The following is a 23,160-nucleotide window of genomic DNA, read 5'->3' as shown; positions in this document are numbered from 1 at the left end:
TTCAGCAGTTTAAAAAGAGAGTTTTACACCTACCATATTGTATTCCCATTGGCGGGATGCTATAAAGTTGAGATTATACTTTGTTTTTCCGATTGTTCCTTCTGATGATGTGTATCTGCTTTTTGAGATGGTTTTTCCTATAAAATATCCCATTAATAAAGCCAGAGGGTAGTCTGAAGCCCAGTGAACCTTACTCTGCATCATTTGAAAGCATAACGCTCCGGCTAAGGTATATCCTACCGGTTTTATCCATTTTGCATCCGGATAATTATCTGCAATTACTGTAATCCCAGCCATAAAGGTGGTTAAATGCCCTGATGGCATTGCATCATAATTCGAAGTATTTTTGCTGAATGCCGAAAAGCTTGGAAACGGATTCCACGCCCCTCCTTTATGGCCATATTCTTCAGCAATAAAAGGGCTTTCTCTTCCGGTAATTCTTTTAAGGGTTTGGGTAAAAACTCCTGAAAGAATTAAGCTTTCCATTAAACCACTGGCGGTAGCCTGGGCTCTGTAATCATCTTTTATCAGTCCATAGGTTCCGAAACCAATTCCTAACAATACTAATGTAGAACCATTTCCTATCAGGTACAGGGTAGATCCAATGTCTTTAGGAATTTTAAAAACACCTCCCAGTTTGTGATAATTGTTATCCTTATCCATTCCCCATCTTTCTGCCAGTTCTCTTGAATTGTCAATCAGTTTCTGGTCAAATGGTATGAGAATCAAAGTCGATGCAACAGCTCCTCCCAGATAGTAAGCGTGATCTTTTGCTACAAAATCTTTATTGGTATTGATAAAGTTTCTGGGTAATTTGGTTACAAAGTCCAGAAGTTTAGGTTTCGGATACGTTCGGACAGATCCGTCTTTTAAAGTATAAGTTTGTACTTTTGGAAGCTTAACTTCCTTAGCAGGTTCTTGTACCTTCAGAGTATCAACCTCTTGTGAGCATACCAGTATTGAAACTGGCAAGAATAGAAATCTCAGTTTTTTCATCGTATAATTTTCGACTTATTATATTCAGGTGTGTAAAAACCTCAAAGATAATTCCTAACTGGGTGTAGAAAAAGTAATTATTTAACTTTTAATATTTATTTAATTTTTTGAGAAGTAAATGTAACTTCAATTCAAATATTTGATCAGAAAAATAATTCCATACATCCAGGAGATATAGAGAAAAGAATAAAAAAATCCGAATCCGAAACTTTTTAGCAAATCCCCCTTACATTTTCCGGAGTTTTTGAAAACCAATCTCAAAGCTCTGAAAAAAATCCAATACAGAATAGCTCCTAATAATAATACAGCAGACCAAAAGAAAAGACCGAAAAAATAGGAAAGAAAAATAAGTAGAATTGAAATTACAATCCATAAAAGAATTGATAAAATAACACCTCCTATTCCATCACCAATTGCTGGTGGATCAAACTCAAAACCATCAAATTTTGGCATTTTATCTGCATATCTTTGTATTCTTTCCTGGTTTAAAATATTTCCTACATTATCTTTTAATTTTAACCCAGAATAGAGTCCTATACTGATAAACAGGAAAAATGCCCCAGCCAAAACAGAAGTTGACAAGATTGAATTCTGAAATAGTGAACGATGATCTGCTTTTCCTGAAAACCAAACGCTGAGAATCACTACTATGATGATTGCCAACGTTGAAAAAAACACATATTTTGTTTTAAGAAAAGATTTTCGCGGAAGTTTCATGGCTGTATAAGGTATGTAAAAACGCTTCGACTCCGCTCAGCGTGACACAGTCAATACTATTGGTTTATTTTAACGATGTCATGCCGGACAGAGCCGAAACATTTATATTCTAAGTAAAGATTACTTTAATTTGTTCAAAGCACTTTCCAGTTTTGGAAGCATTACTTTGATCTCATCTACAGCCAATCCTCCTACAGAAGCACGGAACCAAGGTTCAGATTTTTCTTCTCCGAAGGCTGAGAATGGTACTAAAGCCACTCCTGCTTCATTAATCAAGTAGAATACCAGATCTGAAGAGTTTTCAATGACTGCTCCATCTGGTTTTGTTTTTCCGATATAGTCTAATTTAATAGTAAGATAAAGCGCCCCCATTGGTTCAATACTGTCTACAGCAAGCCCTTTTCCTTTTAAATGCTGAACTCCGTTGTGAAGAACTTTTAAACTTTCTTCAAGTTTCGCTTTAAAATCATCAACAAAAGTATCTACGTTCTCTGAATTTTCATAGAATTTAGCGGTTGCTTCCTGCTCTGGTTTTGGTGCCCATGCTCCAACATGCGTAAGAAGCGCTTTCATTTTATCAAGAATATGAGAAGGTCCGAATCCCCATCCTACACGCACTCCGGTTGCTGCAAGGCATTTTGAAATACCGTCGATATAGATGGTGTAATCTTTCATTTCAGGGAAAAGAGAAACCGGATCTACATGTTCAGCACCGAAAGTAAGGCAAGAATAAATCTGGTCATACATCAAGTATAACGGTTTTTCGTCTGCACCTCTTTTTTTGTTTTCAGCGATCACCAATTCACAGATTTCTGAAAGTTGTTCTCTTGTAAACATGGTTCCCGTAGGATTCAATGGTGAACAAAGTGCCAATAATACTGCTCCATCCAAATGCGGTCTTAAATCATCTGCCGTTGGAAGAAAGTTAGTTTCAGGTTTTGTTTTCACTTCTACAGCGTTGGCTGAAGTAAGATAAGCATAGTGATTGTTGTTCCATGATGGTGTAGGATAAACTACTTTATCTCCTGCGTCTACGATTGTTTTGTAAACGGCATAGATCAAAGGTCTTGATCCTGCGGTAATCAGAATATCATCTGGAGAGTAATCAAGATCCCATCTTTTTTTAAGGTCTTTGGAAACTTCTTTTCTTAAAGATAAAAGTCCGTTTGCAGGCGGATAATTCGTCAGATTATTCTGATATGCTTTCTGAATCTCTTCCTTCAGCAATGCCGGAATAGGATAGATATTAGAATTCAGATCACCAATAGTAAGATTGGCAATTTCTGCTCCTTTTGCTTTTAGATCATTTACTTCGTTACCAATTTTTACAATTTCAGAACCGATCAGGTTCGCTGCTAATTTTGAAACTTTCACTTTTTCTTATTTTAAATTTATATTATCGTTCTCCATTGATCCTCTCATATATGTCATCTACCGGCATTTGTGCATCAAAAAGGGTTATTGCTTCTTTTGCTTTTTTTGCCGTATTGGAATTCGGATATTTTTTGATTATCCTGTTGAATTCCGCTCTGTTTTCATCGTTTAATTTTCCGGTTCCTTTGTCCATGTCTCTTTCAAAGGTTGGTGTGTTATCCATTCCCAAAAGATAATCAGACAAATATATTTTATAATCCTGTTTGACAACTTTTATAAGATTGCTCTTAGGATATTTGTTCATAAAGTTTTCCCAGAACATCAGCCTGTTTCCCAGCTGTTCCCAGGTAATTATTAATCCAGCATCAGCGGCATAATTGGATTCACTTTCTTTATCAGTCTGTAAAATATAGGCTTCATAATCCGGAGTTACTTTATTCTTAAACAAGGATGAATAATATCCCGGAATGGTCCAGATTTCAGTCATTCCTTCTCCTACTTCCCGGAACTCAAGGCCTGCTTTCTTCAGTTCTGAGGCTATTTTTTTAACATTATCCGGAAGGTTGTACTGATCCTTATCATAGTTATAATAATTCACATATTTATCTAAAATATCAGTATGCAGGTTCATCAGACATTCTGTATACTTTCCTCTTATTTTTAAATAATCTTCGTATACCTTGTCATTCTGCTCCGGACTGTTTCCAGCCATTCCTTTTTCGATTTTTGTACGGTACCATTGAAGTGATGTGATATAATCCTCCGTTTTATGAGCTGGAGAACATGCTGTATCTATCGGTTTGTACTGATCTTCTTTGGTTTCTGTAGTAGCAATCGAATCATTTTCAAGTTTTGTCTCTGAAACTGCAGTTTCCTTTTTACAGGAAACTACAGCTGCAGAAAGTACGCAAACTGCTATTATTTTTTTGATCATTTGCTGTTTTCGGGGAAATTAATCCAGTTTCAAATCTGTTTTAACGGCTCCTATTTTAGCTTCCAATGATTTTAATTTGTCTCTGAAATCAGCTTCTGAAGTAATGGAATCCTTCACTGAAACATAAAACTTAATTTTTGGTTCTGTTCCTGAAGGTCTTACGCATACTTTTGTTCCATCCTGTGTGTAATAGATCAAAACGTTAGACTTCGGAATATCATTCATTACTTTTTTCTCATTCGTAGAAATGGTAAGACTTGTCTGTTCTTTAAAGTCTTTCACTTCTTCTACTAATGAGCCAGCCAGTTCCTTTGGAGGATTTTCACGGAAATTTTTCATCATATTCTGAATTTCTTCAGCTCCTTCTTTTCCTTTTCTTACGATATTGATCAATCCTTCATAATACATTCCAAGATCCTCATAGATCTCAATCATGTACTGATACATCGTTTTTCCGTTGGCTTTGCACCATGCAGCAATTTCGCAGGCTAAAAGAATACTTCCGCAAGAGTCTTTATCACGAACAAAATCTCCGGTCATGAATCCGAAACTTTCCTCACCACCACATACAAATTTCTGTGTTCCTTCTGCTTCACGGATCATTTTTCCAATCCATTTGAATCCGGTAAGACCGACTTTACATTCTACTCCGAATTTCTGGGCTATGTCAAAGAAGATATCCGAAGTTACAATCGTAGAACCGATAAACTCTTTTCCGGTAATTCTTCCCTGTTTTCTCCATTCGTTCAGAATATAATAGGTCAGAATGGTATTGGTTTGATTTCCATTCAACAGCTGCATTTCGCCATCAAGATTTCTTACTGCAATTCCTAATCTGTCCCCATCCGGATCTGTTCCGATCACGATATCTGCATTGGTGATTCTTGCCAGATCCATGGCCATTTCCAATGCTGCAGGCTCTTCCGGGTTTGGAGAATCTACGGTAGGGAAATTCCCGCTCGGGATCATCTGTTCTCTTACAAGATCTACCTTTTTGAACCCTGCTTTTTCAAGAGCTTTAGGAACAGTGGTATACGTTGTTCCGTGGATGGATGTGAAAACAATATTTAAGTTTTCTTTTCCAACATTCTGATAGGTAGAGTTTTCAATACATGCATCAATATACACGTCATCCTGCTCCTCTCCGATCCACTCGATAAGATCATCATTTCCGTTGAATTTAATTTCTTCAAATTTTACGGAATATACTTCATTGATAATGGCTTCATCATTAGGCGGAACAATCTGCGCCCCGTCATTCCAGTATACTTTGTAACCGTTGTATTCCGGCGGGTTGTGAGAAGCTGTTAACACGATTCCTCCGTTACATTTTTTATCACGAACAGTGAAAGACAATTCCGGAGTCGGTCTGTGATCTTTGAAAAGCAGTACTTTAATTCCGTTAGCTGTCAAAACATCTGCTACCAGTTTTCCGAATTCTTTTGAGTTATTACGAACATCATAAGCGATAGCCACTTTAATCTCTTCTCCTTTGAACTGCTGAAGCATATAATTAGCCAATCCCTGAGTAGCTTGTCCCAATGTATATTTATTCAAGCGGTTGGTTCCTACTCCCATTATCCCACGCATACCTCCTGTACCGAATTCCAGTTCTCTGTAGAAAGAATCTTCCAGATCAGGGGAATTGCTGTTGATCAAAGCCTGTACGGCATCTCTCGTTTCTTTATCGAAGGTATCACTTAACCAAAGTTTTGCTTTTTCTAGTGTATTCATATTTATGTCTAAGTTTTTTAAGCTGGAAGTGGGAAGCGGGAGGCTGGAAGTTATATTCTGCCCGGCTTCAAAATTCCGGCTTTGTTTTATTTTTTCTATTTTTTATTTTTCAAATTTGGAAGAAAATTTTCAATCTTGAAAACAAGAAGTATGAAAAACCAACATTACTCCCAGCTTCCAGCTTCTTTCTTCCAGACAAATCTATTCTTTTATCTGATTCCTAAAAGCTATAATCTTATGAACCAGATTATAGCTTTCAGAATATAGTTTATTAAATTCTTCTTCTATGATATATTCTCTATTTTTAGCTTTATATAAACAGGTTACTGTTTCTGCCAAAGATCGGATTGAATATCCCAAAAATTTTTTAAATTCTAATTTTGACTGCAAAATACATCACTCAGAAATATTCAGTGCAATCGAATCGCAAGCTCGTCTTATTTGTGAAGTTAAATTAAACATTTCATCTTTTGGAAACTTTTGAGACAATTTAAAAATAGACTCTCCAAAATCCATAGATTTTTGCCAAATTACTAACTTTTCAAATTTAAAACTCATATTCTTTTTTAAGCGGGAAGTTGGAAGCGGGAGGCTGGAAGTTATATCCTACCCGGCTTCAAAATTCCGGCTTTGTTTTATTTTTTCTATTTTTTATTTTTCAAATTTGGAAGAAAATTTTCAATCTTGAAAACAAGAAGTATGAAAAACCAACATTACTCCCAGCTTCCAGCTTCCCACTTCCAGCCCAAATTACTCTAATTTCTTATTCTCAACCTTCGTCGTCTTATCAATCTTAAAAGCCCTGATCGGGTCGTTGTAATAGATAAATTTTGCAGTATTCTGAATATGTCCTTTTAACGAATCTTTTACATTGACTTCTGCATAATTTCCGTTTTTAGAATCAATATTCAGATTGGTAATTTTCCAGTAAGGAGCAATTAAACTTGCTGTATCTGAAATCTTTATAACAGCATCTTTAGACAATCCCAGAAAGTTGGCGCGACTTCTGTTGTGCATTTCCAATTCTGCTCTTCTGGTGTTTACAGATCCCATGAAACTTGCATTGTTTTTCATAGTAAGCCTGAAATTGTCTGTTTTGATCTCACTTGAAATATTCACTTCAACAGAGTCGGAAACCGCTACTTTTTCCAGATTATATTTGGAATAAATTGTCACGTTATAAAAATCCACTCCTTTTGTAGCTCTTTTTTCTTTAATGAAAAGTGTTTTGTCTTTTACATCTACATCAAGATTCCCTGCCACATTCGGATAGGTTTCTATTTCTACAAAATTCTTTGGACCTTTGGCATAAAATACACGGAATTTTCCTTCCAGATCAAGGTTGACGAACTCCGAAACATCCACATCTTTCTTTTCAATATTTCCTTTTGGAGAAACTTTCCCGCAGGAAACCACTGCCACCAGCATCAATGTGTATAAAACTTTTTTCATATTTACTTTTAAATATTACATTACAATCGTAACGATCTTTACTGAAAATCTCTGAAAAGTTTTTTCATTGCTCTCACAGGACTTTCAATATTACTTTGAACAAAAATAGGATTAAAATTTCTAAAAATCTTTGTCTTTTGACAATAAAATACCTGATAATTTTCAATTTTCTGGCTTTTGAGAAAAAGTCTGTTTCTGATTCTCTTTTTCTTTTACTTTTTAATCTGATAAGTTCAAAAATACAAAAAGCACTCTGTTTTTTGCAGAGTGCTTTTTGTATTGGGATTGAAGTTATTATTATCCAGCTAACCACCCCGTCAAAAATTCTTTGAATTTTTGCTACCCCTCCAAAGGATGGGAATGGTCATACATCGAATGGTTATTTATACTAACAGATTGATTTTCATTTTGTTTTGAATGAATAACTTTCTGTTTTATATCACTTCATCAATATTATAATTCTTATGCTCACGGTTGGTTCTGATAATCATTTCTCCCAAGAATCCTGCGACAAACAGAAGGCTTCCCATAATCATCATGGTTAAGGCAATATAAAACCAGGGATTATTGGTGATTAAATGTCCGTAGATTCCTCTTGCTACATCAATCAGTTTAGAAATTCCTAACCAAAGTGCTGAAAGAAAACCCACAATAAACATTAAAGTGCCTACAGCTCCGAAGAAATGCATTGGTCTACCTCCAAAACGGCTTACAAACCAAAGCGTTATCAAATCCAGAAATCCTCTGATAAATCTTTCGGTTCCGAATTTTGAAGTTCCGTAAGGTCTTGCCTGGTGCTGAACTTCTTTTTCAGTAATTCTTCTGAAACCTGCATTGGCAGCCAGTACCGGAATATAACGATGCATATCTCCGTACACATCAACAGACTTTACCACCTGTTTTTTATAAGCTTTCAGACCACAGTTGAAATCGTGAAGATAAACTCCCGAAACTTTTCTTGCTGCCGCATTGAATAGTTTTGACGGAATATTTTTCGTCATTACATTATCAAAACGCTTCTTTTTCCAACCGGAAACGATATCATAATTATCATGAATTACCATATTATACAGCTCCGGAATTTCTTCAGGAAAATCCTGTAAATCGGCATCCATTGTAATCACTACATCACCGTTTGTTCTTTCAAAAGCAGCATGAAGAGCCTGTGATTTTCCATAATTTCTGGAAAATTTAATAGCGTGGATCTGAGGATACTGAACTTTCATATTCTCAATAATACTCCACGACAAATCCGTACTTCCATCGTCTACAAACCAAATCTCATAAGATAAGTTACTGGTTGTGCACACTTTATCAATTCTTGAAAAAAGCTCTTCCAGAGAGTCTTCTTCGTTCAGTAACGGAATAACTATAGATAAATTCATTTAATTTTAATAAAAATTAGGCTTGATTTGTTTCTTCGGGCTGATGTATCGTTCTTGTTCTGAAAAACGCTCCGAAAAACACCGACAAAACTACGTAAAATATAAGAATTGCTGCAAAATATCCTGAAAAATGACTTGCGGTAAGCATATCTTTTCCTTTAACCGCCTCAGGAGTGAAGCTTTGCAATCTCTCTTTGTATTTCTGATCAAGTTCATCAATATCCTTCTGATGCTTCAGAATTTTTCTTGCAGAAGTGTATTCTGTATCCAGTTCTGATTTTTGTCTCTGAACATATTGATAATTCAACAGGCTTTTAGCTGCAGGATCTACAAAAGTTAAAAAAGCATAAATACTGAAGATGGAAAGAATTCCTCCGATGAACATCGGAACGAAAGCTCTTTTAAAAGCTTCTTTGAATTTTACCACTCTATGGTTGTTCCAAAACGATTTTACAGACCAGAAAGCAACTCCGGCATATAAAAGCGGCAAAACGAAAGCATTGGCTTTCAAAGAGATATCAAAGTAATTGATTCCCGAGAAAAAAGTATATACTACAAAGAAAACGATCATTGTAGCGATAAAAAGTATAATTCCTAGTGTTGATGGACTTTTCGTCATATGTAAATTTTTAGAAAAAAGTTGAAAAATTTTCCCTCTAAATGTCAGGCGTTTAGCTTTACCACTGCATTTTTTCGACTAATTTTCTTTAATAAAGTTTTGAAGTTTATAAAATATTCCTACCTTTGCAACGGCAAGTCCTAAACAACCAGCTCCTGAGAATCCTCCAGGGTGGGAACGCAGCAAAGGTAATCGGTCGTAGCGGTGTGATTTAGGTAGCTTGCCATTTTTTTTGGTTTAAAATAAGAAGAGAGGTAATTTGATAATTATCTTTTTTTGTTTTTAATACCTTACGCATCATTTTCATTTTTCTAATTTTCAGATTACCTCCGGTTCAGTTATTGATTAAAATTCGAAAGTCTCACCTAATTTTGGTAAAACCAATTCTACATTTTTATCTGCAAAATGCTTTAATGCACTTTCATGGTTAATTTCAATAGCAGGGAAAGTATCAAAATGACATCCGATTACTTTCGGTGTTTTTAATAGTTCTGCCGCAGCAAAAGAAGCTTTTCTGGGGCACATTGTATAATGGCTTCCGATGGGAAGAATAGACAGATTAATGTTTCCGTATAGTCTCGGGAACAGTTCCATATCTGCCATTACACCAGTATCACCTGCCAAATAGATGTTTTTACCTTCAGGAAGTCTGAAGATATACCCTACAGGAACGCCTCCGTAGCTTCCATCCGGGAAAGAACTTGTATGATGGGCCGGAACCATGGAAATTTTAAGATCGTCGATTTTTGCCGATCCTCCTAAGTTTACATCATCTGTATTTTTTGCCTGCTGGAAGTAACCGCATACTTCAGGAACTCCAATGATGGTAGCTTCCGGATAATGCTGCAACACCTCTGCTACATCGGCAATATGATCACCATGAGCATGGGTCAGCAGGATGTAGTCGATTTTTTGAGCAGCAATATCAAAACCTGATTCTGCTTTCTTGTAGTTGTAAAAAGGGTCGCACATAATTGTTTTGTCCTTGTAGGTGAACAGGAAACAATTTTGCCCTAAGAATTGTATTTTCATTTTAAATTTAGTTTCAATTATTATTAAACACAAATGACTCAAATAATTTCACAAACGACACAAAGAGAGTAGTGATATTTGTGAAAGCATTCGTGCCATCTGTGTTTTCTTTGATTTATTATTTCGATGGGAATTTATATTCAATTAAGTTGAGATTAATCCCATGTTCTTTGGATTAGTTAAATAAATTAAGTCCGGCTGCCGTTAGAATCGCCATTACAAATGTCATGATTCCTACCTGCTTTAAATATTGATCCAGTTCTTTCGGTTCTTTTACAGATAGAATCTTTCTTCTTAGTTTTGATAGTGGAAATAACAGAATCATGACGATGAAAACGTAATAGTTTTGCTGCTGCATAAATCCATTCATTCCTAAAAATACAAGAATAAGCAATAATGGAAGCTGTAACAGCACCATTTCGTAGATCATTGCATTTTTGAATCCGATTCTCAATGCGAAGCTGTTTTTTCCTGATAATCTGTCGCTTTCAATATCTCTCATATTGTTCAGGTTAAGAACAGCCATACTCATCATTCCCACAGCTGTGCCTGGTAACAAGATATCCCAGCTGAAAGTTTTCGTAAATAAGAAATAGCTTCCGCATACAGAGACCAATCCAAAAAAGATAAACACAAAGATATCCCCCAACCCCAGATAACCATAAGGTTTTTTACCTACTGTATATCCAATGGCTGCAAGGATACTTGCTACTCCTAATCCTATGAAGATATAGAATTCATTCATATAGTTTGGAATGAAAGCTACATACAATAAAGCGATGGTAGCAATGAGAGATAAAGCAGCGAAAATAATCACAGCATTTTTCATCTGTTTTGCCGTAATTTTCCCTGATGCTACAGCTCTTGCTTCTGCTTCATTGATTCTTTTGGCATCTGTTCCTTTTACTCCATCACCGTAATCATTGGCATAGTTTGATAAAATCTGGTATAAAAGCGTCACCAAAAGGGCAAGCGCAAAAATCTTCCAATCCCAGGTTCCGCCTTCTCCGTAAAGTCTCCATTTTGCAATAAAAGACCCCATAATAATCCCGCTTAAGGAAAGCGGTAAAGTTCTTAGCCTTGCGGCCTTTATCCAATCCGTCATATTTTTATCATTGGTAAGCGATAATTGATAAATGATAATATCAATCATCATTCATCAATTATCAATTATATTTTTAAGATATCCATTGATCTTCTCCGAAGTTGGGCTTTCTTTTTTCAAGAAAAGCATTTCTTCCTTCCTGAGCTTCTTCTGTCATATAAGCAAGACGGGTTGCTTCTCCTGCGAAAACCTGCTGCCCCACCATACCATCGTCTGTAAGGTTCATGGCAAATTTCAGCATTCTGATAGATGTTGGGGATTTGGCTAATATTTCCTGCGCCCATTCGTAAGCAGTGTCTTCCAATTCTGCATGAGGAACTACTTTATTGACCATTCCCATTTCGAAAGCTTCCTGAGCGGAATAATTTCTTCCTAAAAAGAAAATCTCACGGGCTTTTTTCTGTCCTACCATCTTGGCAAGATAAGCAGAACCGTAACCGCCGTCAAAACTAGTAACATCGGCATCTGTCTGTTTGAAGATGGCATGTTCTTCACTTGCTAAAGTAAGGTCGCATACTACGTGAAGTGAGTGTCCTCCACCAACTGCCCATCCCGGAACCACTGCGATCACCACTTTCGGCATGAAACGGATCAGGCGCTGAACTTCAAGGATATTCAAACGGTGTCTTCCGTCTTCTCCTACGTATCCCTGGTGTCCTCTGGCTTTCTGATCTCCTCCACTACAGAATGCCCATCCTCCGTCTTTAGGACTCGGCCCTTCTCCTGAAAGCAATACAACCCCTATTGAAGGATCTTCATAGGCGTCATAAAAAGCATCATATAACTCTGAAGTTGTTTTAGGTCTGAAAGCATTACGCACTTCAGGTCTGTTGAAAGCAATTCTTGCTACTCCGTTAGATTTTTTATAGGTAATATCTTCGTATTCCTTGGCGGTTTTCCACTCGATCATCTTATAAAAATTTTTCTCAAAGATACGGAATTACAGAGAAATTCTCAGGTTGAAATTAAAGGTTCATCTCTATAAAAACAGAAATTTTAAATGCCTGAATCCGGCATGAAGAATTTTCGACAGAAACTGCATAGCAGGGCGAAAAGTAAGAGGTTTTTAAAACCTGTTACTTTTATAGAATCTAATTCAAAATCATAACAGATCTAAAAGCTCCTGCATGAAATATACAATCCGGATAAGATCTTCAGTCAACACTTTTTTAAAAACAAAAAAACCGGAACATTCCTGTTCCGGTTTTCATATTTGTTGTTGTCAAAATGATTATTTTGCTCCAGCAGCTGTAAGTTCAGCTTCTTTAGCTTTCATTTCTTTAACTTTGTCCATGTTTTTAGTTACAATGTAAATTTCTTTTAACGCAGTAACCGCATCAAGACTTTTTGGATTTGCTTTATACCAACCTTCAGCATATGGTAATGCTTTTCCGAATCTTTCTCTTCTTCCATCAATCAGCTTAGAAGCTTCATCTGGCTTGTCTTTTCTTAATGCGTTGATCTCTCCTACTACTTTAGCATCATCACCAATAGTAGTATATACTAAATTCTGATATGCATCAGAGAAATCGGGCTTCAGCTCGATAGCTTTTTTGAATGCTTCCAAAGCATCATTAACAGTAGCCGGGTTTTTAGCCTGCATTACCCCAAGGTTATACCAGTTGGTAGCATCGTTAGGGTTTTTAGCCAACTGCTCTTTTAATCCGGAAACGAACTTATCTGTATTTCCAGACTGAAGATATGCTGTAGTCTGAGCTTCTTTAAGCTTAGCATTGTTTGGAAACTTAACCAAACCTTTTTCGATAATAGTAAGAGCTTCGGTTGGTTTTTTTGCATTCAAAAGTAATGAAGACAAAGTTTCATACAAATCAGATTCTATACTTTTAGTCTGTTCTGTTTTAAAATCACTATAATCCGGGTTCTTTTTCATTAGTTCCCAGGTAGCTTTATCAAGATTTACCACCTGACCACTTTTCTTTTCTTTTGCAGTATAAGTAGTTTCTACTCCTGTAAAACCGGAATTGATAAGGTCTGTATATATTTTGATAGACTGATCAGTGTTATTAGCTAACGCATGACTAAGCCCTGCATAATACATGTATATTTTATTGTCCTGACCGCTAGATTTTAATAAGTCATAAACTTCAATAAACTTAGGTGCTGCTGCTGCATAATTTTTTGCATTATATGCGTCCATAGCCACTTTATTAGCTTCCTGAAGCTGAGCATTCAGAGCATTGGCATCTTTTTTCTGCCCAAAAGCAAAAGCAGACGCCACGATAGCCATTCCTAAAATTAGTTTCTTCATAATAACTATTTATATTTAATTGTACAATTTATTCTTCAGAATCAGAATTCTCATTTTCCTCTGCGGAATTTTCATTTTCAGCCTGAGGTGCCTCATCGTTTTCCTGGTTATCAAATAGCGATCCTACAACTCCTTCTTCTGTTTCTTCAAGTTCTTCAGAATCTTCTTCTACATCTTTATCCATTTCTACTTTTGCAATGGCTGCAATTTCGTCATTTTTCTTCAGGTTGATCAGTTTTACTCCCTGAGTATTTCTACCCATTACTCTCATTTCATCCATTCCCATTCTGATGGCAACACCGGATTTGTTGATGATCATCAATCCGTCTTCGTCTGTTACGTTCTGAATAGCAATAAGATTTCCTGTTTTTTCGGTAATATTAAGAGTAATAACTCCTTTTCCTCCTCTGTTGGTAATTCTGTAGTCTTCTACTGCAGTTCTTTTTCCATATCCTTTTTCAGATACTACAAGAACTGTTTCGTTTTCCACATCGTTCACAACAATCATACCAATAGCTTCATCATTGTCTTCCATGGCAATACCTCTTACCCCGATCGATCCTCTACCAACTTCTCTTACTTTCTCTTCAGGGAAACGGATACATTTACCATTTTTAGTAGCAATCATGATCTGAGATGTTCCATTGGTAAGGTAAGCTCCTAATAACTGGTCATTATCTCTGATCTCGATAGCATTTACTCCATTTACTCTTGGTCTTGAATAGGCTTCCAATGATGTTTTTTTGATGGTCCCGTTTTTGGTCACCATCACAACACTCATTTGATTTACATATTCGGAATCCTTAAGGTTGTTGGTTCTGATATATGCCTTGATCTTATCATCCGGTTCAATATTGATAAGGTTTTGTACTGCTCTTCCTTTTGCTGTTTTGGAGCCTTCCGGAATTTCAAATACTCTCAGCCAGTAACATCTTCCTTTTTCGGTAAAGAACAGCATATACTGGTGGTTTGTTGCTGAAACAATATATTCAAGGAAGTCGGAATCCCTTGTTGTTGCGGCTTTGTTACCTACCCCACCTCTACTTTGAATTTTATATTCTGAAAGCGAAGTTCTCTTGATGTATCCTGCGTGAGAGATGGTAAGAACTACAGATTCATTCGGGATGATATCTTCAATAGACATTTCTCCTCCTGAATAATCAATTTCAGTTCTTCTTTCGTCTCCGTATTTTTCTTTGATTTCTATCAGTTCATCTTTGATGATCTGGAATCTTCTTGGCTCATTTGCTAAGATATCTTCCAAATTTGCAATTTCTTTCATGATTGCATCATATTCATCACGGATTTTATCAAGCTCCATTCCTGTAAGACGAGCTAACCTAAGATCCAGAATTGCCTGAGCCTGAATGTCTGAAAGTTCAAAAGCCTCAATCAAGCCTTCTTTCGCTGCCTGAGGGTTGGCACTGTGACGGATAATAGAGATTGCTCTATCCAGGGAATCCTGAGTTCCGATCACTTTCATGAATCCTTCAAGAATGTGTGCTCTTTCCTTGGCTTTTTTAAGCTCAAACTGAGTTCTTCTTACAATTACCTCATGTCTGTGCTCTACAAAGTGATGAATGATATCTTTAAGGTTCAGCTGTTCCGGTCTTCCGTGTACCAATGCAATATTGTTTACACTGAAAGAGGTCTGAAGTGCTGTATATTTATATAATAGGTTAAGAACAACATTCGGAATAGCATCGTTTTTCAATTCGTAAACAATACGAAGTCCTTTTCTATCCGATTCGTCTCTGATTTCATGAATTCCAGGGATTTTTTCGTCCTTAACAAGCTCTGCTGTTCTGGCGATCATTTCAGCTTTGTTTACCTGATAAGGGATTTCAGTAACGATGATAGCGTTTCTGTTCCCAATTTCATCAAAATTCACCTTAGCTCTTAAAACCACTCTGCCTCTACCTGTATGAAAAGCATCTCTTACTCCGTCATATCCATAGATGATACCCCCTGTAGGGAAATCCGGTGCAATAATATGCTGCATCAGCTCATCAATCGTAATTTCTTTATTATCAATGTAAGCACAGATTGCATCTACAGATTCTGAAAGGTTATGAGGCGCCATATTCGTTGCCATACCTACTGCAATACCTGAAGTACCATTGACCAAAAGATTGGGAACTTTAGTCGGCATTACTGTCGGCTCCTGTAAACTGTCATCAAAGTTATTCTGAAAATCAACTGTTTCTTTATCCAGGTCTGAAAGAACCTCATCAGAGATTTTTTTCAATCTTGCCTCGGTGTAACGCATTGCTGCAGGCGGGTCACCATCCATAGAACCGAAGTTACCCTGCCCGTCTACCTGAGGATAACGTAAGCTCCAATCCTGTGCCATTCTTACCATAGCATCATATACAGAGGAATCTCCGTGCGGGTGATATTTACCTAATACATCTCCAACAATTCTCGCAGATTTCAAATATTTTCTGTTAGAAAATACCCCTAGTCCATACATACCATAAAGTACCCTTCTATGAACGGGTTTCAAGCCGTCTCTTACATCCGGCAACGCTCTTGAAACGATAACGGACATCGAATAATCGATATAAGACGACTTCATTTCATCAACAATGTTGATAGGAATCAGTCTTTCTCCTTCTTTTTGCATAAACAAATTTTATTGTAATGATATTCAAACTCTTAGCTGTAGGTTTGAAAATTATTTATTTCCAATTTTTATTAACGGGCTAATTTACGAAAAAAATGCCGATTTTTGTGGTAGAATTTATCCAAAAAATCTTAAAAATTCATAAAAAAATGAGCGTATTAAGTTTAACTTTCCACTGCACAAAAGATAATCTGGAAGAATGGGAAAATTATATTGATGAAACACTGGTTTTGATGACTGAAAACCTGATGGATGTCAACAAATATATTCTTTCCGAAGTTCACAGTGACTTTATCGAGGAAGGCAAAAATTATAATCTCCTGTTAATTTTTGATAATGAAGAATTGCGTGAAGACTTTATTAAAAGTGAACTTTTAAATATTTCTGAAAGAATTGAGAAAAAGTTTGGACAGGAAGTTATGGTCTTTAATACTTTCCTTAATCCCAAAAAATCGCGATTATAACTGATCATAAAAAAGCACTGAAAAAATTTCAGTGCTTTTCTTTTTATCTGTGATGTCCATGATCACGGCCTTTACCTTTGTAATGATGCCCGCAATCGTCATAAATATACACCTTCTTTACCTGGCCGGATGCATTGTATCCTTATTGTAACAACGGATTAGTGTGCTTATCAAACAAATTCATCATTCATCATTCATCATTCATCATTCATAATTTTTTAAATGACTTCGCTTCTTTTTTCCATCAGGATAAGATCTTTCCACTCCCCGTTGAGCTTTCCGATTTTTTTTCGGACACCTACCATTCTGAAACCGTTTTTCTGATGAGATTTAATGGCCATTTCATTTTCGGAGAAGATGTTGGTCTGTAATGTCCAGAATCCGTGATCCTCGCTATCCAAAATTATCTTTTTAAGCAATACGGAACCCAATCCCTTTCCCTGGTATTCATTATCAAAATAAATGCTTACTTCTGCGACTCCTTTAAAAGATTCCCGTTTGCTGACTGGTTTCAGGGCACACCATCCTATTACTTCATTATTGTCATTTTCCAGCACCCAACGGCAGTCGTTAAAATATTCCATGCTCCAGGCTTCAGCTGTAGGGACTTCTGTTTCCAAAGTTGCAATACCGCCGTCTACTCCCTGCTTAAAAATCTCAAGGACTCTGGGCTCATCACTGGGAAGCATTTCTCTTAGTTCGTAATTCATCTTGTTTAATGGTATTTTCTTTTAATTTTTCTTTTAATTCTTGAATAGTGAGTCTGTTTACTCTTTTCATCCTGAGAAACAACACTGATATTTCCGTCCACTTCAAGAACGGAAAGTTTTACATTATCTATTTTTTCAATTCCGTGCTCTCTTATAGCTTCCTGCAATTCGCTTTCGGTGATTTTTACCCGATTCAGGGCTGCCTGATCAGCGACTCCATCTCTGATCAAAATAACCGGCTCATCTTCCATAAGAGTCTGAAAGGAGCGGCTGGAAAACATGATCCTTTTCAAAACAAAATTAGCAACAAACAAAACCAATGCCGCAATAATTCCGCCCTGAAGAGAGGTATCAGGACCTACCATTGCGTTTTGAACAGCATTTGAAATTAACAGCAGTAATACAACATCCCCTGTATTAAGCTGGGAAAGCTGATTTTTACCAAATAAACGGATAGCAATTACCATAAAAAGGTAAACGCAGAGGGAACGGACGGCAACGTTAAGAATAGGATTCACAATTTTTTTATCTACTCAAATGTATCGATTTTTGTGATTGGTAAAAAATATTTTATTGACAGATAAAGGATGAAGAGTAGATAATGTTACTTTTGATCCAATAGGAAATTCTAAAGATCTTAAAGCCAGATTAACAGAATTTGTTCAAAGTTCACAACAGTAGAAAAGCCGCTGATAAAAGCGGCTTTATTTTTAAGGGCACTGAACGATTGGAATTTCGCTGCAAATTACTTTATTCGCCCATTCGCAAAATGTACAGTATTTTACCGGTTCTCCTCCATTCACTGACTTCAACTCTGATTTTGTCAGCTTCTTTAAATTTTTCATATAGTTTTAATTTTATGGTAGCCCAAAATTAAAATCTTATATTCTATTGTTTATTATAACTTCATGGGATAAGTTTTCATTATTCACACATGATTGAATAATATACAGTAAATACTATCTGTTGTGGATCTCTACTGTCACAGGCATTACGTAAGTGTAGGCAACCATATTATCAGTCAGTTTTTTACGGTCTACTCTGTAGTCAAGATCGCTTAACACGGTTTCAATTTCTTTGCTTACGGTTTTGCAATCTCCGCTGGAATGAACATTTACAATTTTCCCGTTTTTTGCAATATCAAATTTTACCACGGAATTTACGGTTCCCTGTTTGTAATCAGGGTTGGTAAGGTCAAAATTGGCTTCCAGTTTATTTCTTATATCGTTAAACGTTTCACTTTTGTTCAGCTGAATTTCCTGAATGGTATTATGATCTGTAGTCTGAGCTTTAGCAGTGTTCAAAACAGCAGCAAATCCGCAAACGAAAAGTGAGGCGATCAATATTTGAATTTTATTTTTCATAACTATTTGGTTTTAAATATTATACTAACCTTATTTTGTATCTCTTACCCAAAGTTATTAAAAATAATTCATATTAATTTTACATTCAGTTAACATTAAGTTAACATTAAAATGTAAAACACTGAATATCAGTGTAATAAATTTTAAAAATAATTGAAAATTTAATATTGGAAGTTCATTTTAAGTATAAAAATGGCTAAACCTGATGAGTTTAGCCAATTATTATCTTGATTTTTAAATTAAAAGTTGATCAATATTCTAACGTAAATTATTTAGATTCTTTCAGAGTGACAAAATGCCGTATAATTTTATGAATACTTATTCCAGTTCCCTCTTCAAAAACTTCCCTGTCAAGCTTTTCTTAGATTTCACAATTTCCTCAGGAGTTCCCTGTGCTACGATCTGTCCGCCGTGTTTTCCACCTTCCGGACCAACATCAATAATGTGGTCTGCTAATTTGATGACATCCATATTATGTTCGATGATGATGAATGAATTCCCAAGTTCTACCAGTTGGTTGATAGCATCCATCAGGATTTTTACATCTTCAAAATGCAATCCTGTTGTTGGTTCATCAAGGATATAAAGGGTATTTCCGGTTTGTCTTTTCGCCAGTTCGGTTGCTAACTTGATACGTTGCGCTTCACCTCCTGAAAGGGTTGTCGATTGCTGTCCAAGGGTAATATATCCTAATCCTACATCCTGTAATGTTTTTACTTTTGCAAAAATCTTAGGAATCGGCTGGAAGAAATCTACGGCTTCATCAATCGTCATATCCAATACATCAGAAATTGACTTTCCTTTGTAACGAACTTCCAGGGTTTCTCTGTTGAAACGTTTTCCATTACAGGTTTCACAGTGCACGTATACATCCGGAAGGAAATTCATTTCAATCACTTTCAATCCTCCACCCTGACATGTTTCGCATCTTCCGCCTTTTACGTTGAAAGAGAATCTTCCCGGTTTGTAACCTCGGATTTTACTTTCCGGCAGCTCGGCAAAAAGGTTTCTGATATCGGTAAACATTCCGGTATAGGTAGCAGGATTCGAACGTGGCGTCCTTCCGATTGGAGTCTGGTCTACGTCTACAATTTTATCAATATTCTCTAACCCTTCAATCTTTTTGTAGGGTAACGGCTCCTGAACTGCTCTGTAGAAGTGTTTGTTAAGGATCGGATATAATGTTCCGTTGATCAGAGAAGATTTTCCGCTTCCTGAAATTCCGGCTACCACTACCAGCTTTCCAAGAGGAATATCCAGGGTTACATTTTTAAGGTTGTTTCCTGTAGCTCCTTTTAAAACAATATTTTTACCGCTTCCTGCTCTTCTTTCTTCAGGAATTGCGATTTTTCTTTTTCCATTGATGTATTGAGCAGTGATGGTATCTGCTTTCAACAGGTCTTTTGGTTTTCCCTGCCAAAGAATTTCTCCACCGAATTTTCCTGCTCTCGGACCAATATCCAGCACTTCATCGGCTTCAAGAATCATGTCTTTATCATGTTCTACTACCAAAACAGAGTTTCCGATGTCTCTCAGGTTTTTCAGGGAATGGATCAGTCTTTCGTTATCTCTCTGGTGAAGCCCGATACTTGGTTCATCAAGGATATACAATACATTCACCAATTGCGAACCGATCTGTGTTGCCAGACGAATTCTCTGTGACTCTCCTCCTGAAAGGGTTTTTGAACTTCTGCTCAAACTCAAATAATCCAACCCTACATCCAGCAGGAACTGAAGTCGGGTTTCAATTTCTTTTAAGATCTCGTGAGCAATGATTTTATTTTTTTCCGAGAATTTATCTTTAACATCAGCCAACCAGTCTTTTAAATCTGCTAAGCTTAATCCGTTAACCTCAGCAATATTCTTTCCGTCAATTTTAAAGCTTAAACTTGAAGGCTGAAGACGGGTTCCGTGACATTCCGGGCAGGTTTCTTCTGTGGTAAAATGTCTTTCCAATAAAATGGCTTCGTAGGATTCTCTTTCATCGATAATTTCTTCCATGAAAGCGATCAAACCATCAAAACCAATCTTTATTTTCTTGGTAATTCCCGCATATTTCAGGTCTTTATTAAATTCTTTGTGACATCCGTTGTAAATGTAATCCAGTGCTTCCTCCGGAATATCCTGCAACGGCGTTGTTAATCCCAATCCGAAGATTTCAAGAATATTTTTAATTTGTGACAGAATCCATTTGTTGGATTTGATATCTTCCAATGGCAACAATCCTCCCTGGTTGATGGATAGTTTCGGATTGTCTATAAAGTAATCGGTATTGATCTTTTTAATAGTTCCCAGACCTTTACAGTTCGGGCAGCTTCCTTTTGGAGAGTTGAATGAGAAAGTATTGGGTTCAGGCAGCGCCAGAGAGTGTCCTGTTTCTGCATCCATCAGGTTTTTAGAAAAATATTCAATGTCTGTACTCCCCAGTTTCTGAATTCCTATAATGCCTTCACCCATATCCATCGCGGTGCGCAATGATTTTTCCATTCTGCCTTCTGAGGCATTCTCCCCGATAATCCAACGGTCGATCACAATATCGATATCGTGGGTTTTATAACGGTCAAGTTTTAAATCATATTCAATATCCTGCAGTTCTCCATCAATTCTTGCCTGTCCGTAGCCTTTTTTAGCCATCTGTACAAAAAGCTCATGATAATGTCCTTTTCTGGAACGCACCACTGGCGCCAAAAGCATGATTTTCTCTTTTTTATAATTTTCTTTGATGGTTTCAAGGATCTGATCTTCAGTATAGCTTACCAGCTTCTGTCCTGTAGATAAAGAGTAAGCATCCGAAACTCTTGCATATAAAAGACGCAGAAAGTCGTACAACTCGGTAACCGTTCCCACAGTAGAACGCGGGTTTTTATTGGTTGTTTTCTGTTCTATAGCAATCACCGGAGAAAGTCCTTCAATTTTATCTACATCCGGACGCTCCAATCCACCTAAAAACTGACGGGCATAGGCAGAGAATGTTTCGATATAACGACGCTGGCCTTCTGCAAAAATAGTGTCGAAAGCCAATGACGATTTTCCACTTCCGGAAAGGCCTGTAATTACGACCAATTCATTGCGTGGAATTTTTACATTGATATTTTTTAGGTTGTGTTCACGGGCTCCGTAAACTTCTATATATTCTGTTGATTTGCTCATAATTTGGAGTGACTTTGCCTGAAAATCACAACGTGCAAAAATACGAAATTTTATAGACTTTTTTTGAATATAAAAGGGATAAAAGTTTCATAAAAAATTCTTAGGTTTTGTTAATGGATTGAATAAGATATTATTGAGTTTTGATTTCAGGTAATTATGTTTTGGCTAAAGCCAGCAGGTTTGTTTTAAAAATTAAAAATGGGCTCCCTTCGACTAGGCTCAGGATAACAACCCATTCTATTGATGTTTAGAAAAAGAATAATTCATAATTCATATTACCAACTTATTTGCGCGTGTAGTAATCCCAGACAGCGCGGGTGACATCTGCAATGATTTTTTCCGTATCTGTCATTTCTTCATTGATATTTTTCAGATAAATGGATAAAACGATGTGCTTTCCATTAGGAAGTTTTATAATTCCCACATCATTCATTGCTGCACGTAGATTATTTTCGTTTCTTCCGGAAATTCCTGTACGGTGAGCCAGTTCTGTACCTGTGGGTAACCCTGCCTTCATCCAGGTAAGTCCTCGTGAGGTTTCTACCATTACCTGATACAGATATTTTGTAGATTCTTTTTTCAGCACTTTTCCTTTATAGAATTTTTCTAAAAGTTCCGTGGTTGCCAAGGGCGTTGTGGTATTTAGGTAGCATTTTTCGAAGGATGCCATTTCCTTCTCGTTTACTTTTATTGTAAAATCTTTAATTCCCTGTTGATTAATGAATTTCTGCACGGTCTTTGTTCCGCCAATGATATTCAGCAAAATATCACAGCCATTGTTATCACTATGGGAAACCGTATACCTTATCAATTGATCTAATGTAAGATACATATTTCCCTGAGGATATTCTTCTCTGATTGGGCTCCAGGTATCAGGCAAAAGGTCTTCTTTTTTAATAAAGAATTTTTGATTAAGTTTTAATTTTCCTTTATCTACCTGATTCAAAACAGCTAAGGCAATATGAAATTTGAAAACACTCAACATCGGGGTTTCTTTATTTCCGTTGATGCTGAGCGTATCTTTATCTTCTATTCCTTTTAAAGATATTCCAGCAGTTGCATTTTTTGTAGAGATAATCTGATTGATCTTATTTCTCAGCTCTTGAATAGTCTGGCTTTTCAAATGGGCTCCGAAAAGGAGAAGCAGCAGCAAAAAAGATATTTTTTTCATTGAATTGTGATTCTGATTATTACATTAAAAATGCCGTAGTGGGTACGGCATTTTATAT

20 protein-coding genes, 1 other RNA gene and 1 pseudogene are annotated in these 23,160 nt (G+C 36.5%); 2 read left to right on the top strand and 20 right to left on the bottom strand.

All coding sequences use genetic code 11. The features are described 5' to 3' along the window. Nucleotides 1-9: 9 nt before the first annotated feature. From BW946_RS02260 to BW946_RS02215, 9 genes and pseudogenes are all read right to left on the bottom strand, one after another. A complete protein-coding gene (locus tag BW946_RS02260) occupies nucleotides 10-996 on the bottom strand; it encodes a phosphatase PAP2 family protein (RefSeq protein ID WP_076594621.1) in 987 nt (328 codons plus the stop codon). Between the two features lie 126 nt (nucleotides 997-1,122). Further along, nucleotides 1,123-1,674 (bottom strand): hypothetical protein, encoded by a 552-nt coding sequence (locus tag BW946_RS02255; RefSeq protein ID WP_136522319.1) that lies wholly within the window; start codon nucleotides 1,672-1,674, stop codon nucleotides 1,123-1,125. Nucleotides 1,675-1,833: 159 nt separating this feature from the next. Then, complete coding sequence (locus BW946_RS02250; RefSeq protein WP_076594619.1) at nucleotides 1,834-3,087, bottom strand: pyridoxal phosphate-dependent aminotransferase; 1,254 nt, start codon at nucleotides 3,085-3,087, stop codon at nucleotides 1,834-1,836. 22 nt (nucleotides 3,088-3,109) lie between these two features. Further along, entirely contained in the window at nucleotides 3,110-4,021 is a 912-nt protein-coding gene (locus BW946_RS02245; RefSeq protein ID WP_076594618.1) for a hypothetical protein, read from the bottom strand. A gap of 18 nt (nucleotides 4,022-4,039) precedes the next feature. Then, complete coding sequence (locus tag BW946_RS02240) at nucleotides 4,040-5,755, bottom strand: phospho-sugar mutase (RefSeq protein WP_076594617.1); 1,716 nt, start codon at nucleotides 5,753-5,755, stop codon at nucleotides 4,040-4,042. A 267-nt stretch (nucleotides 5,756-6,022) separates the two neighbouring features. Then, nucleotides 6,023-6,271, bottom strand: a pseudogene (locus tag BW946_RS02235) (four helix bundle protein); the annotation flags it as partial. Nucleotides 6,272-6,505: 234 nt separating this feature from the next. Next, complete coding sequence (locus BW946_RS02230) at nucleotides 6,506-7,207, bottom strand: GIN domain-containing protein (RefSeq protein WP_076594616.1); 702 nt, start codon at nucleotides 7,205-7,207, stop codon at nucleotides 6,506-6,508. Nucleotides 7,208-7,641: 434 nt separating this feature from the next. Then, on the bottom strand, nucleotides 7,642-8,592 hold the full coding sequence (locus BW946_RS02220; protein WP_076594614.1) for a glycosyltransferase family 2 protein: 951 nt from the start codon (nucleotides 8,590-8,592) through the stop codon (nucleotides 7,642-7,644). Between the two features lie 16 nt (nucleotides 8,593-8,608). Beyond that, nucleotides 8,609-9,211: a DUF4199 domain-containing protein gene (locus tag BW946_RS02215; RefSeq protein WP_034697710.1), complete on the bottom strand. Its 603-nt coding sequence runs from the start codon at nucleotides 9,209-9,211 to the stop codon at nucleotides 8,609-8,611. Between the two features lie 131 nt (nucleotides 9,212-9,342). On the opposite strand from BW946_RS02215, the gene ffs reads away from it, so the two are divergent. Further along, nucleotides 9,343-9,440, top strand: an RNA gene (gene ffs / locus BW946_RS02210) — signal recognition particle sRNA small type. 116 nt (nucleotides 9,441-9,556) lie between these two features. On the opposite strand, the gene BW946_RS02205 is transcribed toward ffs, so the two are convergent. From BW946_RS02205 to gyrA, 5 genes are all read right to left on the bottom strand, one after another. Continuing rightward, nucleotides 9,557-10,243 (bottom strand): metal-dependent hydrolase, encoded by a 687-nt coding sequence (locus BW946_RS02205; protein WP_076594613.1) that lies wholly within the window; start codon nucleotides 10,241-10,243, stop codon nucleotides 9,557-9,559. 175 nt (nucleotides 10,244-10,418) lie between these two features. After that, nucleotides 10,419-11,348, bottom strand: coding sequence for a 1,4-dihydroxy-2-naphthoate octaprenyltransferase (gene menA, locus BW946_RS02200; protein WP_076594825.1), 930 nt, complete (start codon nucleotides 11,346-11,348; stop codon nucleotides 10,419-10,421). 73 nt (nucleotides 11,349-11,421) lie between these two features. Next, complete coding sequence (locus BW946_RS02195; RefSeq protein ID WP_034697698.1) at nucleotides 11,422-12,258, bottom strand: 1,4-dihydroxy-2-naphthoyl-CoA synthase; 837 nt, start codon at nucleotides 12,256-12,258, stop codon at nucleotides 11,422-11,424. A gap of 321 nt (nucleotides 12,259-12,579) precedes the next feature. Beyond that, entirely contained in the window at nucleotides 12,580-13,617 is a 1,038-nt protein-coding gene (locus BW946_RS02190) for a tetratricopeptide repeat protein (RefSeq protein WP_076594612.1), read from the bottom strand. Between the two features lie 28 nt (nucleotides 13,618-13,645). Then, a complete protein-coding gene (gyrA, locus tag BW946_RS02185) occupies nucleotides 13,646-16,243 on the bottom strand; it encodes a DNA gyrase subunit A (RefSeq protein ID WP_076594611.1) in 2,598 nt (865 codons plus the stop codon). Nucleotides 16,244-16,392: 149 nt separating this feature from the next. Between gyrA and BW946_RS02180 the strand changes: the two genes are divergently transcribed. Then, on the top strand, nucleotides 16,393-16,707 hold the full coding sequence (locus BW946_RS02180; RefSeq protein ID WP_076594824.1) for a DUF4286 family protein: 315 nt from the start codon (nucleotides 16,393-16,395) through the stop codon (nucleotides 16,705-16,707). Nucleotides 16,708-16,925: 218 nt separating this feature from the next. Here BW946_RS02180 and BW946_RS02175 read toward each other — a convergent pair whose 3' ends face one another. The 6 genes from BW946_RS02175 to bla all read right to left on the bottom strand — a co-directional run bounded on the left by BW946_RS02175 (nucleotide 16,926) and on the right by bla (nucleotide 23,102). Beyond that, a complete protein-coding gene (locus BW946_RS02175; protein WP_076594610.1) occupies nucleotides 16,926-17,417 on the bottom strand; it encodes a GNAT family N-acetyltransferase in 492 nt (163 codons plus the stop codon). A 5-nt stretch (nucleotides 17,418-17,422) separates the two neighbouring features. After that, the gene (locus tag BW946_RS02170; protein WP_076594609.1) at nucleotides 17,423-17,935 is read right to left on the bottom strand and encodes a DUF421 domain-containing protein; all 513 of its coding nucleotides are present in this window, start codon (nucleotides 17,933-17,935) and stop codon (nucleotides 17,423-17,425) included. Nucleotides 17,936-18,127: 192 nt separating this feature from the next. Next, nucleotides 18,128-18,262 (bottom strand): bacteriocin-like protein, encoded by a 135-nt coding sequence (locus BW946_RS02165; protein WP_076594608.1) that lies wholly within the window; start codon nucleotides 18,260-18,262, stop codon nucleotides 18,128-18,130. A gap of 114 nt (nucleotides 18,263-18,376) precedes the next feature. After that, nucleotides 18,377-18,781 carry a hypothetical protein gene (locus tag BW946_RS02160; RefSeq protein WP_076594607.1) on the bottom strand — a complete coding sequence of 135 codons (405 nt, stop codon included), beginning with the start codon at nucleotides 18,779-18,781 and terminating at the stop codon, nucleotides 18,377-18,379. A 318-nt stretch (nucleotides 18,782-19,099) separates the two neighbouring features. Further along, nucleotides 19,100-21,931 (bottom strand): excinuclease ABC subunit UvrA, encoded by a 2,832-nt coding sequence (gene uvrA, locus BW946_RS02155; RefSeq protein ID WP_076594606.1) that lies wholly within the window; start codon nucleotides 21,929-21,931, stop codon nucleotides 19,100-19,102. 283 nt (nucleotides 21,932-22,214) lie between these two features. Then, entirely contained in the window at nucleotides 22,215-23,102 is an 888-nt protein-coding gene (bla, locus tag BW946_RS02150) for a class A beta-lactamase, subclass A2 (RefSeq protein ID WP_076594605.1), read from the bottom strand. Nucleotides 23,103-23,160: the final 58 nt, after the last annotated feature.

The sequence above is a fragment of the Chryseobacterium sp. RU33C genome (genome assembly GCF_900156015.1).
GTDB lineage: Bacteria > Bacteroidota > Bacteroidia > Flavobacteriales > Weeksellaceae > Chryseobacterium > Chryseobacterium candidae.
The sequence above is the reverse complement of the archived record's forward strand: the minus strand, read 5'-3'. Positions and strand labels throughout refer to the sequence as shown.